We start from the raw sequence: 14,443 nt of genomic DNA, 5'->3' as shown, positions 1-14,443 counted from the left end.
CAAGTTATAGCAGCACGGGAGTTTCTAGGAGAGGGCTGCTACCAAAGATTCTTCTAAAATATTCAATCCTTCTTCCAAAACAGCATCACTGACTGTCAAGGGAACAAGAACGCGAACCACGTTGCCGTATGTCCCGCAGGACAGCAGGATCAAACCGCGTTTTTCCGCTTCTGCCAACAGGGCTTTGGTTACATCGGCATCCGGTGTTTTTGCCTTACGGTCTTTGACCAGCTCCATCGCGACCATTGCACCCAGACCACGCACATCACCGATGCAATCAAACTTGGCTTCTGCCATTGCCTTGAAACGACCTTGAATTTTATCACCAAGAGCCACGGCACGTTCACACAGTTTTTCTTCCTCGATAACCTCAATCGCAGCCAACGCCGCCGCACATGCTGGCGGGAAGCCCGCATAGGTACCACCGAGGCCACCAGGATGAACCGCATCCATCACATCGGCACGACCAACAACCGCAGACAACGGGAAACCACCGGCCAGACTTTTTGCCAAGGTCATCATATCTGGGATAATACCCGCATATTCTGTGGCAAACATCTTGCCTGTACGGGCAAAGCCTGTCTGAATTTCATCACAGATCAGCAAAATGCCATGTTCATCGGCAATTTTACGCAAGGCCTGCATAAATTCTGCCGGAACCGGATTGAAACCGCCTTCGCCCTGAACGGGTTCGATAATGAAAGCAGCAACACGAGCTGGGTCAATGTCGGAACGGAACAATTCTTCCAGACCCGCGATGGCTTCTTCGATATCGCAACCGCGATATCCGCCGGGGAATGGTGCGTGATACAGTTCTGTCGGGAAGGGTGCAAACCCTTTCTTGTAAGGCGTAACCTTACCGGTCAGCCCCATTCCCAACAAGGTGCGACCGTGAAACGCACCATTAAACGCGATAACCGCCGGACGCCCCGTATAAGAACGCGCAATTTTAATCGCATTTTCCACAGCTTCGGCACCCGTAGAAACCAACATGGATTTCTTGGCATGATCACCCGGTGTAATTTCATTTAATTTTTCTGCCAACTCGACATACTTGTCATACATGGCAACGTGGAAACAGGTATGGGTAAAACGGTCCATCTGCTCTTTGGCAGCTGCCATGATTTTGGGGTTACAATGACCTGTATTCAACACCGCAATCCCGCTGGCAAAATCGACATAGCGTTTACCTTCGACATCCCACAGTTCCGCGTTATCTGCACGTTGTGTGAAAATAGAGGTCAAATTGCCGACCCCTTGCGGGATAGCCTTGAGGCGACGATCTTTCAAATCAGATGAGAGAGACATATTTTTATTTCCTTTCCATTCCCAAAGATCAGCGGTCAATCCCGCCGAGACACAGGTATTTAACTTCGATAAAATCATCGAGACCGTATTTGGAGCCTTCCCGACCGATACCAGATTCTTTTACCCCACCAAACGGGGCGGCTTCGGTTGAGATAATGCCTTCGTTGATCCCGACAATGCCATATTCCAAACCTTCGGAAACACGCCAAACACGCCCGATATCACGGGCGTAAAAATAAGCAGCCAAGCCATAAGGTGTATCGTTTGCCGCGCGGATAACTTCTTCTTCGCTTTCAAATTTATAAAGCGGGGCCACAGGGCCGAAGATCTCTTCGCTGGCAATGCGCATATCGCCGGTAACGCCTGTTAAAATGGTTGGTTGAAAGAACGTCCCGCCCAAGGTATGACGCGCCCCGCCAGTCACAACCGTCGCACCTTTTTCCTGTGCGTCCTGGACCAGACCTTCCACCTTTGTAACAGCTGCTTCGTTGATCAACGGACCTTGGGTCACCCCATCATCCACACCGTTACCGACCTGCATTTTTTCAACAGCTTCCGCCAGTTTGGCGGCAAAAGCATCATAGACACCGGCCTGAACATAAAGGCGGTTTGCACAGACACAGGTTTGGCCTGCATTGCGATATTTGGACGCCATCGCCCCGGCAACAGCCGCATCCAGATCGGCGTCATCAAAGACGATGAACGGTGCGTTGCCGCCCAATTCCAACGAAACTTTTTTGACCTGATCTGCACATTGTTTCATCAACAATTTGCCAACCGGTGTAGAGCCGGTGAAAGACAGCTTTTTCACAATCGGGTTAGATGTCATTTCCCCACCAATTGCCGCAGCGTTGGCTTTACATCCTGTGACGACGTTAAAGACGCCCTTTGGCATACCTGCGCGTTCAGCCAGTTCGGCCAAAGCCAATGCAGAAAGCGGTGTATCTTCACCCGGCTTAACCACAACGGTGCAACCCGCCGCCAAGGCGGGCGCCACCTTGCGTGTAATCATCGCATTAGGAAAGTTCCACGGTGTAATGGCGGCAACAACGCCGATCGGTTGTTTTAAAACCGTGATGCGTTTGTCTGCACCATGAGATGGGATCACATCGCCATACATCCGTTTGCCTTCTTCAGCAAACCATTCCACAAAGGATGCCCCATAAATCACTTCACCACGGGCTTCGGCCAAGGGTTTTCCCTGTTCTGCCGTCATGAGTTGGGCGAGGTCTTCCTGATTTTCCAAAATCAGGTTGAACCACTTGCGCAAAATATTGGCACGTTCTTTGGCGATCAAGGACTTCCACGGACCAAACGCACGATCAGCGGCTTCAATGGCTTGACGTGTTTCCACGGCCCCCATATCAGCCACACTCGCCAGTTTGTCCCCGGTTGCCGGATTTAAAACATCAAATGTCTGTGCCTGCACGCTCTGCACCCACGCACCATCGATATAACCATCAGTCTTGAATAAACCCTGATCCGCCAATTTCATTTGCATCTCCATTACAAGTTGTGTCGTTTATTTTTTCCATTCAAAATAGACACAAATTAGTTAAATATTAAACATCACAGTAGCACGTTTATTTTTTTAAACAAGAGGCTTTATTTGTTTATTATTTTCCTTTTATAATCGAACAACTTGTTCAAAACGCTACCGTTTAACAAGCGAAAGACTAAACAGGAGAAGATAGACTATGGATGATTTCGACCTTGGGCAACGCTTGCGCCAAGTCCGTAGCGAACACAAGCTTTCCCAACGGGAATTGGCACGTCGCGCCGGTGTTACAAACGGGACAATTTCCCTAATCGAAAAAAATCAAAACAGCCCTTCCGTCTCCATGTTGCGCAAAATCCTGGAAGGTATTCCAATGGATTTATCCGACTTTTTTGCCACCGAAGCGCACCCAAACGACAAAGTCTTTTTCAAACCTGACGAACTGCGCGAACTCAGCACCAGCAAAAACCTTTCTTTCTTACAAGTCGGCGATGCCAAACGTTACAACTTGCAAATTCTTTGTGAAACCTACGAACCCGGTGCCGATACCGGTAAAACCATGCTGCGCCATAATTCCACCGAAGGCGGGATTGTGATCAGCGGATGTGTCGAACTGACGGTCGGCGATCAAAAACGGGTTTTACGAAAAGGGGAATCCTATCTATTTGATAGTACCGTCCCCCACCGTTTTCATAATACAAGCAATGAACCCTGTGAGGTTATCAGCGCCTGTACACCGCCATACATCTGATTTGCAGGCTCCCTTTCCTTAAGACGCTCCGTTCAATTTTTCCGAACGACGACGCAGATATTCCAGAACCGTCAACAGGGCAAAGGCAAACACAATCAACAAAGTCGCCGCCGCCATAATCGCCGGTGTGATATTTTCCTTAATGCCGTCAAACATCTGGCGCGGCAATGTGCGTTGTTCCGGGCCTGCGCTGAACAGCACGACCACAACTTCGTCAAACGAGGTGGCAAAGGCAAACAATGCACCGGATACCACCCCCGGCAAAATCAATGGCAAAACAACCGTGAAGAAAACCGTGACCGGATTGGCCCCCAGACTGGCAGCCGCACGGATCATGTTATTGTCAAACCCTTGCAAAGTCGCCGTAACAGTGATCACCACGAACGGTGCGCCCAAGGCAGTGTGCGCCAAAATCAGCCCTGTGTAGGTCGCATTCAATCCCAGTTCGGCAAAGAAGAAATAAAGACCCAATGCAGAGATCACAATCGGCACGATCATTGGTGAAACCAACAAGGCATTGACCGCACCTTTCCCCCTGAAATCGGTTCGCGTCAGGCCCATCGCCGCCAGCGTCCCCAGCACAGTTGCAAAAAAGGCAGAAGCCGCACCAATCATCAAACTGTTTTGAATGGCATTGACCCAGACGTCAGAGGTAAAGACCTCTTCATACCAGCGAAAAGAAAACCCACTGAGCGGATAGCTCAAGAAACTGGTTGAATTAAACGACAGCGGAATAATGACCAGAATAGGCAGGACCAGAAACAGCAGCCCCCCTCCAGCAATCGTCAGGAACGTATAATGCCAGATTTTCTGGCCGGTTGTGGCGTATGGTTGTAACTGCATGATTAAATCACCCCATTTTCACGCCGGACGCACCGGTCAGTCGGTTATAGATGGTAAAGAGTATCAATGTTGAGCCAAGCAAGATCATCCCCAACGCCGAGGCCAAGCCCCAATTCAACGTACTGTTGGCGTGGTTGGCAATGAAATAGCTGAGCATCTGATCTTGCGGACCACCGATCAAGGCAGGCGTAATATAGTAACCAATGGCCAGAATAAAGGCCAAGACCCCACCTGCCCCGATCCCGGGCAGTGTTTGCGGCAAATACACCCGGACAAACGCAACAGCGGGATGTGCGCCTAGACTTTCTGCGGCCCGCATATAACCCGGTGAAATGGATTTCATCACACTGTAAAGCGGCAAAATCACAAAGGGCAGCAACAAGTGGATAAAACCAATGTAAACCCCCGGTCTAGCAAACAGCAAGGTCAATGGTTCATCAATCAGGCCCAAATTCATGAGAGAACTGTTTACGATCCCATTCCTTTGCAGCAGGACAACCCATGCACTTGTGCGCACCAGCAAAGATGTCCAAAAGGGCAGCAACACACAGAACATTAATGTATTAGACACTTTTGAAGACGTATTGGCCAACAGATAGGCAATGGGGAACCCCAGTAACAAGCTGATAACCGTAACGACACCGGCAATCCAGATCGTGCGCCAGAAGATATTTACATAAATCGCCTGACCTTCAGATACGTTTACAATGTCACCCTTATCATCAATCTTCTTATCAACCGCACTCAGCAGGTAAAACGGCGTCAGGGAACCCGATGCCCGTTTCAAGGCATTCCAGTACTTTTCCTGTTTCCAGCGTTTGTCTGCTTTCACAAATGTATCCAGCGTCGCATCAACGGGCACATGGCTTTTGAATTTACGAGCCGTGCGCATAATTAAGGATCGCATGCCCGAAACATCATAATTCAAGCGCTTGCCGACAGTGGCTGCCGTCTTATCATGGTAAGCCTGCACCAGATCCGTTGCAAAAATTGCCGTCAAGGTTTGCGGCGGCATACCTTCACCCGACCATTTATCCAGTTCTACCTTGGTGTTGGGCAGATAAGAAACCACTTCCGGGTTATCGATAGAGCGCACAAGCATAATACCGATCGGAATGGCAAAAATGAGCAAAGTGAAAATAAACAAAGGTGCAATAAGCGCCATTGCACGAATTTTCTTCATCCGCTCAGCGCGTCTGAGCTTTACCTTAAGAGGAAGGCCATTTTCCTCCTGAGGCAAAACATCCGATTGCGATGCTGTTAAGGCTGGTGCCTGATCCATTGTTCTTTACCGCTTCGTTAGGGTGGACAATTTGGCTCAATCAAAAAAGGTGAAGAGAGAGGGAGGCTCCCCCTCTCTTTACCACCGGGTGCTTATTTCGCAGCCCAGGAATTGAAACGTTCGTTGAGTTCGTCTTCAAAATCAATCCAGAACTCTGTATCGTTTGCCAAGGCGTTTTTCAGGTTGGCTTCAGCAGTCGGCAACTGATTGCCAAGGGCTTCGGGCAACGCTGCAATCGCACCTTTGTTGGTCACACCGTAAGGAATACCTTCCGGGAACTTCGCTTGGTTGTCTTTAGCAGATGCAAAGGCAACAAAATCAAAGGCTTTATCTTTGTTTTCCGACCCTTTGACGACAGCCCAGCTATCAACTGCATAGATTTGACCATCCCAAGAGATCTGGAAGTTTTTGCCTTCTTTATTGGCATTCGTGATACGGCCATTATAGGCTGTTGTCATCACAACATCACCAGATGCAAGCCATTCCGGCGGCTGCGCACCAGCTTCCCACCACTGGATATGTTCTTTTAATGCATCCAGTTTGGCAAAAGCGCGTTTTTGACCTTCCGGTGTTCCCAGAACTTCATAAACGTCACCGGGGGCAACGCCATCCGCCATCAAAGCGATTTCCAGATTAAACTTGGCGCCTTTACGCATGCCACGTTTACCTTCGAATTTCTTTACATCCCAGAAATCTGCCCAGCTTTTCGGGCCATCTTTCAGAACATCGCCATCATAAGCCAATGCGATGGACCAAACATAAGAACCAACGCCGCAATCACTGACCGCTGCGTCGATGAAATCATCTTTTTTACCGATTTTGTCCCACGCCATCGGTTCGAACAAACCGTTCTCACAACCGCGCAGCAGTTCCGGCGCTTCAACCAGCAAAGCATCCCAAGTAACGGAATTTGTATCAACCATTGCCTTGATCTTTGCCAGACCGCCATTATAGCTGTCTTCCGTCAAAGCAACGCCGGATTTTTTGGAAAACGGTTCAAAATAAACATTACGGTGGACTTCCTGCGACGCACCGCCCCAACCGACAACGGTCAGGTCACGTGCTTGTGCATTTACGGACAGACCGGCCACAAGTGCGCCGGCAGCAATCGTAACAGAAAGCAATTTTTTTACAGACATGAAGTTCCCTTTCTCTTCATTTGACAGGGTGATTAAAGGGTGAATACGGTCATTCATAACAAAGGCCCTCGACCGCCCCACCTTCCCAAATTAAGCTGATGCGGGGTCTAGTGCCCGACAGTCATCAGCTGAAAAGCCCACATAGAGCTTATGTCCCGGATTCAAATCCGCATGGATGTTTCCGGCTCGCACCATAGCGCGAAAATCTTTTTGCCCCCCGACATCAAGGGCAACACGAACATGGTTTCCGTGATAGATCGTCTCTATCACAGTTGCTTCAAATACATTGGTGAAATCGGGTTTGACATCATTCAGTTGAACCCGTTCCGGGCGCAAGGAAACCGCCGTTTGCACCCCGGCCCCATGCCCAGCGATATTTTGCGCTGTGATCTTAACCCCATTGGGTAATTGCACGGCGCAGGCCTGATTGTCAGAAGAAACAATCTCGCCACACAAGGTGTTTGTTTCACCGATAAAGTTCGCAACAAAACTGTTTTGTGGACATTCATAAAGCGTCGCCGGATCATCAATCTGTTGAATAATCCCGTCATTGAACACCGCTACACGGTCAGACATGGTCAAGGCTTCATCCTGATCATGGGTCACAAACACCATCGTCACACCAAGGCTTTCATGGATATGCTTGATCTCGATCTGCATTTGCTCACGGAGTTTTTTATCCAACGCACCCAAAGGCTCATCCATTAAAACCAGTTGTGGTTCGAAAACCAAGGCACGAGCCAATGCAACACGTTGTTGCTGCCCACCTGAGAGCTGACCGGGACGACGTTCCCCAAATTCACCAAGCTGCACCATATCCAGCGCACGTTGCGCCTTTGCCTTGGCATCCGTCTTGTTCATTTTGCGAACCGTCAGGGGAAAAGCCACATTTTCAACAACACTCATGTGCGGGAACAGGGCGTAGTTCTGAAAGACAACCCCGATATCACGCTTATGCGGCGGCACATTGTTAATGGCATTGCCTTGCAGCAAAATATCCCCATGCGTCGGCGTTTCAAAACCCGCTAACATCATCAAACAGGTACTTTTGCCTGATCCACTTGGTCCCAGCAGCGTTAGAAACTCGCCACGCTCAATATCTAGGTTCAGGTTTTTTACAACCAGATTTTCACCATCATAGGTCTTTTGTACATTTACAAAACGAACCAATGGATCATTCGCGCTTGCCGTCATTACTCAACGTACCCCTTAATCGGATTTATCCTCAAAAGTAGCGCCTTTTCTGTTATATTGTTTTTATTAAGTGAAAAGGCTTCCACTTCCCGTTTAATCATTTTGCAAATCAGAACACAGAACGTTTATTATTTCAATACACAATTCTTAAAAATGTCATATTTTTTGTGCATCTTTTTTCACTGCACAAAAAACAGGCAAAGACCATCGCCTTTGCCTGCTAATTGTTCTATAAAAGCCTGCATTTTAATCGCTCAAAGCCCGCTTTTCTGCGTTCTTTGAAGCCAAAACCAATACAGAGACACCCCATCCCCGCATTTCCTTTTTATGATTCCTGACGCCTTGCGCCTGCCCCGACAAGTCTACTGTTGAACGATTCCTCGCTCTGTAAGCTTGGTAATTTCATCCTCGCTCAACGATAGAACGCTTTCCAGCACGTCTTTCGTATCTGCCGCCAAAACTGGTGGCGCATTACGATACTCAACAGGACTGTTTGAAAACTTCAACGGGGACCCGACACTCGGCACCTTCCCCGCCACCGGATGATCAAGTTCAACCTTCATGTCACGCGCTTGTACTTGTGGGTCGGCAAACACACGATCAATCGTATTGATCGGCCCACATGGGACATGGGCTGTTTCCAATTGCGAAATCCACCAGTCCAGTTCGTCCTTGACTATGCGTTCGCGCAAGATGGGCACCAGCTCGTCCCGATACTTCACTCGGGAGGCATTCGTGGTGAAACGTTCATCTTCGGCCAGTTCCGGCATACCAGCTACCTTGCAAAACTTGGCAAATTGATTGTCATTGCCCACAGCCAAAATCATATGACCATCCGATGTTGCAAACGCCTGATACGGCACAATATTGGGATGCGCGTTCCCCATCAATCCGGGTGCATTACCACTCGCCAGATAATTCATAGCTTGATTGGCAAGGGTTGCCACCTGAACATCCAGCAACGCAAGATCGACGTGTTGGCCTTCACCTGTGCGATCACGGTGTGCAAGCGCCGCTTGCACACCAATGACAGCATAAAGCCCGGTCATTACGTCGGACAAAGCCACGCCGACTTTTACCGGACCAGCCTCAGGCCCATTGCCAGGTTGGCCGGTGACACTCATCAAACCGCCCATACCCTGAATTAGAAAATCATAACCGGCCCGATTGGCATACGGACCTGTTTGCCCAAACCCGGTAATTGAACAATAAACCAGATCGGGCTTTATTTTTTTAAGACTGTCATAATCGAGGCCGTATTTCTTCAGACCACCGACTTTGAAATTTTCAATCACCACATCACAATGCGCGACCAAATCACGGATCAGGGCTTGCCCGTCCGGTGCGGCCATATCAATGGCGACAGAACGCTTATTGCGATTTGCCGACATATAATAAGCCGCATCACGGGTATCGTTGCCGTCTTCATCCTTGATATAGGGTGGCCCCCATTGACGGGTATCATCCCCGACTTGCGGGCGTTCGATTTTAATAATCTCTGCCCCCAAATCGCCCAGCGTCTGACTGGCCCAAGGGCCAGCCAGAATACGAGACAGATCAAGAACGCGAATATGTGAAAGTGGTCCGCTCATCTAAGCTCTCTTCTTAAAAGAATGCTTGTAGGCCTGTTTGGGCACGTCCCAAAATCAAGCGGTGAATATCGTACGTTCCTTCGTAGGTATTTACGGTTTCCAAGTTCACCATGTGGCGGATCACGTGGAACTCGTCAGAAATACCGTTACCGCCGTGCATATCACGCGCCATTCGGGCAATTTCCAACGACTTGTTCACATTGTTGCTTTTGATGATCGAGATATTTTCGACCGCACAATTGTCTTCATCCATCAAACGACCAACACGCAAGGCAGCTTGCAAGCCCAACGTAATTTCAACCTGCATGGTTGCAAGTTTATTCTGGAACAATTGGTTCTGCGCCAACGGTCGATTAAACTGTTTGCGATCAAGACCATATTGACGCGCGGCATGCCAGCAATATTCTGCAGCACCCAACGCACCCCATGCAATGCCATAACGCGCTTTATTCAAGCAACCGAACGGACCGGCAAGACCTTGAACATTGGGCAACAAGTTTTCATCCGGTACAAACGCGTTATCAAGAACGATTTCACCGGTGATGGATGCACGCAGGCTCATTTTACCTTCGATCTTCGGTGTTGAGAAACCTTCCGTACCGCGTTCAACAACAAAACCACGGATCACACCATCCAGTTTCGCCCACACAACCGCGATATCAGCGATGGGGGAATTGGTGATCCACATCTTGTTACCGGTCAACAGGTAACCGCCATCCACTTTTTCAGCACGTGTTTTCATGCTGCCCGGGTCAGAGCCATGATCCGGCTCGGTCAAACCGAAACAACCGACCATTTCACCCGTTGCCAGTTTCGGCAGATATTTTTTGCGCTGTTCTTCGGAACCATATGCGTAAATCGGGTGCATCACCAAAGAAGACTGTACACTCATTGCCGAACGATAACCGGAATCAACACGTTCAACTTCACGACCGATCAGGCCGTAACAGACGTTGCTCATACCCGCACAACCGTATTCTTCAGGAATGGTACAACCCAGCAAGCCGAGCTCGCCAAATTCATTCATAATTTCACGATCAAATGTTTCGTTTCGATTGGCTTCCAGAATACGCGGCATCAATTTGTCGTCGCAGAATGCACGTGCACTGTCACGTACCATGCGTTCTTCTTCTGTCAGTTGATCGTCAAACAGGAACGGGTCTTCCCACTTAAAAGATACCTTGGCGGCCATAAACTTTTCCTCAAAATTGGTTAAATCACTTAATCATTCATTTAAATGATGATAAATTAAAATAAAAGCGATGTTTTTTCATGGTTTCATTCATTTTATGAATGATAATATTCAAAGGCTTTCAAAATCGATGCGACGCCACCTGCCGACTTTCACCTCCTTGCTTTGCTTTGACGCGTCTGCGCGTCATCTGAATTTCACACGCGCTGCCGAGGAACTCAACCTCACACAGAGTGCTGTCAGCAGACAGGTGCGCAATCTTGAAGAATTTGTCCAAGCTGAACTTTTCCACCGCATTAAAAAGAAACTGGAATTGACCGAAGAAGGCATCAATTACGCCGAAACCGTCAGTACCCATTTGAATGCACTGGAAAGCGAAACCTTAAAATTGATCACCAGCGATCAAAACGATATCCGCCTCAATGTCGGAACCTTTCCGACATTCGGGTCTCGCTGGTTAATCCCGAAGCTCAATCGCTTTACCCAGAAACACCCCAACATACAATTGAACCTGACCACAGGCCTAACCGCATTCGATTTCACCACACAGGATGTCGATATCGCGATTCAACATGGCGATGGCAACTGGCCGGATGTCGAGATCAAAAAACTAATTGATGAAACTGTCGTTGCCGCCTGCGCCCCCTCCCTCGTAGACGGACGCACGGGGTTAGAACCCAAAGACGTACTGGATTTCAGTCTCTTGAACCTGCAAACCCGCATGTACGCATGGCCGGAATGGCTCGCCCACCAAGATGTCACGACCAAATCACGCATTACCGGCCCAACCTTTGAAACCTTTTCCATGATGATCCGCGCGGCTCTTTCCGGTCTGGGTATCGCAATCGTTCCCCCGATGTTTATTGAAGATGAGCTGACCTCAGGTCGGCTCATTTCCCCCTTTGGGCCGGAAATCCAGAGCCAACGCGGATATTATTTAGTAACAACGGCCAAAAAGAAAAAAACGGAAAAAGTAAAAGCCTTTGGCGCCTGGATCGATAGCATTAACTTAACTGAAAATTGAATAACTTTTATAAAATGTGATTTAATAGATAATACACATAATTTCACTTTTTATCTTTTTCACCTCCCCTTTTAAGGATATCTGATATATTAATAAAAACGTCCTATTCGCCGAATAAATAATGAGCTGTAAACAGAGCTACGCATAAGAATGTCAAAAACCATCCTGATTGTTGAAGATAACCAGATGAACATGAAACTGTTCAATGACCTTCTACAAGCGCATGACTATAACACCATTCAGACATACAGCGGACATGACGCAGAGGACTTAGTGCGTCAACACAAACCCGATCTTATTGTCATGGATATTCAGTTACCGGAAATTTCCGGTCTGGACATCACACAAAAACTGAAAAGCGATGACACTCTGAAGCATATCCCCATTCTTGCTGTCACGGCATTTGCCATGAAAGGCGATGAAGAAAAAATTCTCAAGGGTGGTTGCGACGGCTATTTGTCAAAGCCCATTTCGGTCCCGCGCTTTTTGCAAGCCGTTGCAGATTTTCTGGTATAAAGCATCCTAAATACATTCCTTCCCAGACTCTAAGCACAAAAAAAGGTTCCGACATAATCGAAACCTTTTTTATAAATTCTGGTACAAATCAGCTTGGATTATTTAATCTTCGCTTCTTTGAACAGCACATGCTTGCGTACCACCGGGTCGTATTTGCGGAATTCCAGCTTCTCGGTGATATTACGCGGGTTTTTCTTAGTTACATAGAAATAGCCCGTGTCAGCGGTGCTTACCAGTCTAACCTGAATGGTGGTCGGCTTAGCCATCTTACTTATTCCTGTAGCAAAAATGCGTCTGTGAGGGCCGGACAATACAGGCATTTTTCGTGATGTCAAGACGCTTTGTACGTTTTTATGACAATTTCAGTTTCTATCACCCTCTATGGCACAATATAATCAAAAGCCACTGCAAATGACTGGTAATTTTAACTTGGACACCCTCTTTATCTTCGTCTAAATCAGGAAATTCGAGACAAAATAAAAGTCGATTCCCGATCCCTTACTGCGCCAGTGTTGCCAGCGTCGTGGATCCGGTAAAACGTTGATAAAGACCGGGATCAAGGACCAGATTGCGCGCAACCGCCATATCTATCTCTTTCTTGCTACTATCGGGGCGACAGGTTTGACGTAATTGTTTACGTCCCTGACGATCATCCAGCCCGACAGTCCGCCAACGGGTCAGCAAATCGCTACCATTGCTTTCCGACAAAGCCGGTCCTCTGTCCTTGTCGTATTTGATGCCGCTTGTACAAACGCTGGGGCGCACACCCAGTCCATGAAAACTATATCCGCTGGGGGCAACCAAGCGTGACCATGTAATTGTAATCTCGCCATCATTGGGCAAGCGTTGTACAGACTGAACCGTTCCCTTACCATAAGAGGAACTGCCAACAATGACCGCACGCTGACGATCTTGCAGGGCAGCGGCAACAATTTCAGAAGCCGACGCGCTTTTCCCGTTTAGCAAAACAACAACAGCTCGCCCATTGGTTATATCGCGCGGGTCGGCCTCAAATATTTCAAAACTATCGGGATGACGCCCTTTTGTCGAAATAATCCGCCCGCCTGAAATGAACAAATCCGCCACCTGTACGGCCCGCTTCAACAATCCGCCGGGGTTACCCCGTAAATCAAGAACAATACCTTTCAGGGCCTCGCCATGCATCAGAACCGCATCTTCGATATCCTGAGACAGGCTGCTCAATGTTTTTTCATTAAAACGGGCAACCCGCAGCGTCAAAACACCATCGTCATAATCCGCCCATACCGTTTGCGCAATCACCAGTTCGCGCCATGCAAAGACTTCTTGCGTAATCCCGGTTGACGGGCGTTCGATTTGCAAGGCGACTTCGGTTTGTACTTTACCGCGCAGCATCTCATTAACGTCATGCAGACTATGTCCAATCACGGCTTCATTATTCACCATAATCAACATATCGCCTTTGCGTACACCGGCTTCATAGGCGGGGCCGTCTCGATCAACGCGGTTGACTAAAAAACGCTCATCAATTTTGTGCAAGGTCATATTCAACCCACCAAACCCTTCGCGGCGGTCACGATTTCCTTCGGCTTCATGGGAGCCCGCATAACGCGAAAAGATATCAAGGTTGGATAAAGCCGCATCAAACACGGCTTCATAAATACGCTCTGCATTGGTCGCGGCAACATCACTGGAATAAAACCAGACCGCCTGAACGACCTCATAAACCGCATCCGCCCAGCTTTCACTGTCATAGGCCAAGGGTTCGATCACACTCTTGATCCATTGATCACCATACCAAACCTTGATGACCCCATCGGTTTCTACAATCGAAATTTCCGGGTCAATGGTCGCCAGACCACGCATGCCTTCCAATCCCAACTGACGCACCGATACAGTGGATAAAGCCCGTTCGGAAATCGTGTAGAACCCTGACGCCAAAATGGCCGACACCTCATCACGAGGTAAAGTGCGACGGATTTCGTTGGCATGATCTTCCTGCTGCACCTGATCTGTGACATGTAAACCGGGCGAACATCCAGCCATCAGCATGAAGCTGACAAAAACAGCGAGTCTATAGGAACGAACCTTTTTCATCTTTTTATTGTGCCAAAAAAATATATTT

The 14,443-nt window shown here is 48.4% G+C and carries 13 protein-coding genes; 3 read left to right on the top strand and 10 right to left on the bottom strand.

The window, feature by feature from the left end; translation table 11 throughout:
• Window positions 1-24 precede the first annotated feature (24 nt).
• Together gabT and ACN0VA_RS14390 are read right to left on the bottom strand one after the other, a co-directional pair.
• Window positions 25-1,308 (bottom strand): 4-aminobutyrate--2-oxoglutarate transaminase, encoded by a 1,284-nt coding sequence (gene gabT / locus ACN0VA_RS14395; RefSeq protein ID WP_417821822.1) that lies wholly within the window; start codon window positions 1,306-1,308, stop codon window positions 25-27.
• 28 nt (window positions 1,309-1,336) lie between these two features.
• The gene (locus ACN0VA_RS14390) at window positions 1,337-2,803 is read right to left on the bottom strand and encodes an NAD-dependent succinate-semialdehyde dehydrogenase (RefSeq protein ID WP_417821821.1); all 1,467 of its coding nucleotides are present in this window, start codon (window positions 2,801-2,803) and stop codon (window positions 1,337-1,339) included.
• Between the two features lie 202 nt (window positions 2,804-3,005).
• On the opposite strand from ACN0VA_RS14390, the gene ACN0VA_RS14385 reads away from it, so the two are divergent.
• On the top strand, window positions 3,006-3,557 hold the full coding sequence (locus ACN0VA_RS14385) for a cupin domain-containing protein (protein WP_188662021.1): 552 nt from the start codon (window positions 3,006-3,008) through the stop codon (window positions 3,555-3,557).
• Between the two features lie 18 nt (window positions 3,558-3,575).
• Here ACN0VA_RS14385 and ACN0VA_RS14380 read toward each other — a convergent pair whose 3' ends face one another.
• The 6 genes from ACN0VA_RS14380 to ACN0VA_RS14355 all read right to left on the bottom strand — a co-directional run bounded on the left by ACN0VA_RS14380 (window position 3,576) and on the right by ACN0VA_RS14355 (window position 10,799).
• Window positions 3,576-4,400: an ABC transporter permease gene (locus ACN0VA_RS14380; protein ID WP_188662023.1), complete on the bottom strand. Its 825-nt coding sequence runs from the start codon at window positions 4,398-4,400 to the stop codon at window positions 3,576-3,578.
• A gap of 7 nt (window positions 4,401-4,407) precedes the next feature.
• Window positions 4,408-5,682, bottom strand: a complete 1,275-nt coding sequence (locus tag ACN0VA_RS14375; protein WP_417821820.1) for an ABC transporter permease — start codon at window positions 5,680-5,682, stop codon at window positions 4,408-4,410.
• A 92-nt stretch (window positions 5,683-5,774) separates the two neighbouring features.
• On the bottom strand, window positions 5,775-6,878 hold the full coding sequence (locus ACN0VA_RS14370) for an ABC transporter substrate-binding protein (RefSeq protein WP_417821819.1): 1,104 nt from the start codon (window positions 6,876-6,878) through the stop codon (window positions 5,775-5,777).
• Between the two features lie 33 nt (window positions 6,879-6,911).
• Window positions 6,912-8,015: an ABC transporter ATP-binding protein gene (locus ACN0VA_RS14365; protein ID WP_417821818.1), complete on the bottom strand. Its 1,104-nt coding sequence runs from the start codon at window positions 8,013-8,015 to the stop codon at window positions 6,912-6,914.
• Between the two features lie 362 nt (window positions 8,016-8,377).
• The gene (locus tag ACN0VA_RS14360) at window positions 8,378-9,607 is read right to left on the bottom strand and encodes a CaiB/BaiF CoA transferase family protein (RefSeq protein WP_417821817.1); all 1,230 of its coding nucleotides are present in this window, start codon (window positions 9,605-9,607) and stop codon (window positions 8,378-8,380) included.
• Between the two features lie 13 nt (window positions 9,608-9,620).
• Window positions 9,621-10,799, bottom strand: a complete 1,179-nt coding sequence (locus tag ACN0VA_RS14355) for an acyl-CoA dehydrogenase (protein WP_417821816.1) — start codon at window positions 10,797-10,799, stop codon at window positions 9,621-9,623.
• 130 nt (window positions 10,800-10,929) lie between these two features.
• On the opposite strand from ACN0VA_RS14355, the gene gcvA reads away from it, so the two are divergent.
• Window positions 10,930-11,823 (top strand): transcriptional regulator GcvA, encoded by an 894-nt coding sequence (gcvA, locus tag ACN0VA_RS14350; protein ID WP_417821815.1) that lies wholly within the window; start codon window positions 10,930-10,932, stop codon window positions 11,821-11,823.
• Window positions 11,824-11,973: 150 nt separating this feature from the next.
• The gene (locus ACN0VA_RS14345) at window positions 11,974-12,339 is read left to right on the top strand and encodes a response regulator (protein ID WP_417821814.1); all 366 of its coding nucleotides are present in this window, start codon (window positions 11,974-11,976) and stop codon (window positions 12,337-12,339) included.
• A 98-nt stretch (window positions 12,340-12,437) separates the two neighbouring features.
• Here the strand turns inward: ACN0VA_RS14345 and rpmG are convergent, their stop codons facing one another.
• Both rpmG and ACN0VA_RS14335 read right to left on the bottom strand, forming a co-directional pair.
• Window positions 12,438-12,605 (bottom strand): 50S ribosomal protein L33, encoded by a 168-nt coding sequence (gene rpmG, locus ACN0VA_RS14340; protein WP_028877909.1) that lies wholly within the window; start codon window positions 12,603-12,605, stop codon window positions 12,438-12,440.
• 232 nt (window positions 12,606-12,837) lie between these two features.
• Window positions 12,838-14,415, bottom strand: coding sequence for a S41 family peptidase (locus ACN0VA_RS14335; RefSeq protein WP_417821813.1), 1,578 nt, complete (start codon window positions 14,413-14,415; stop codon window positions 12,838-12,840).
• Window positions 14,416-14,443: the final 28 nt, after the last annotated feature.

It is taken from the genome of Terasakiella sp. (assembly GCF_048267425.1).
Taxonomy (GTDB): domain Bacteria; phylum Pseudomonadota; class Alphaproteobacteria; order Rhodospirillales; family Terasakiellaceae; genus Terasakiella.
Note: the sequence above shows the minus strand (reverse complement) of the source record. Positions and strands in the feature narration are given on the sequence as shown.